General features: G+C 67.8%; 1 protein-coding gene. It reads right to left on the bottom strand.

Features of this window, described 5'->3' with window-relative positions; translation table 11 throughout:
• Window positions 1-818 (bottom strand): sugar phosphate isomerase/epimerase family protein (locus tag AC1DJW_RS26465; RefSeq protein WP_476902950.1); only part of this gene is annotated, 818 nt, incomplete at its 3' end.
• Window positions 819-882 lie beyond the last annotated feature (64 nt).

Genomic DNA, 882 nt, shown 5'->3' with positions numbered 1-882 from the left:
ACGTCGCCGCGTCCGGCGGAGACGAAGTCCCAGCCGCGGCGGGGGTCGCCCCAGGGCAGGTGGGAGCCCATGACGGTGTTGCGGCCGGTGGGGCGCAGCTTGGTGTCCTTGCAGTCCACGTGGTAGATCCGGTCCTTGAAGTCCCAGATGAAGGAGACGGGGTCGATGCCTTGCCACATGAAGTGGGAGGGGTCCCAGTTCAGCCCGAACGCTTCGCGGTGCCCGATCGCTTCCAGGGTCCGGACGGTGGTCCAGTAGTCGTAGGCGATCTCGGACGGGTGGACTTCGTGGGCGAAGCGGACCCCGTTCTCGTCGAAGACGTCCAGGATGGGGTTCCAGCGGTCGGCGAAGTCCTGGTAGCCGGCCTCGATGACTTTTTCGGGGACGGGCGGGAACATGGCCACGTACTGCCAGATGGAGGAGCCGGTGAACCCGACGACGGTGTCCACCCCGAGCGCGCGGGCGAGGCGGGCGGTGTGTTTCATTTCCTCGGCGGCGCGCTGGCGGACGCCTTCGGGGTCCCCGTCGCCCCAGACCCTGGCCCCGACGATTCCCTGGTGGCGGAAGTCGATGGGGTCATCGCAGACGGCCTGGCCCTTGAGGTGGTTGGAGATGGCCCAGACCTTCAGGTTGTACTTTTCCAGGACGGCGAGTTTGGATTCGACGTAGCCGGGTTCGTCCCAGCGCCAGGCGTCCAGGTGGTCCCCGGACACGGCGATTTCCAGGCCGTCATAGCCCCAGCCGGAGGCCAGGCGCGCGACGTCCTCGAAGGGCAGGTCGGCCCACTGGCCGGTGAACAGGGTGTACGGGCGGGGCATGGGTTCTCCTAGGGAAAAGTTTCGGGGGCCGGGGGAAGCCAGACGGCGGTTGTCAGCCGGCGGT

The organism is Arthrobacter sp. 05L417 (assembly GCF_056397865.1).
This window is presented reverse-complemented; position numbering and strand designations above follow the sequence as displayed.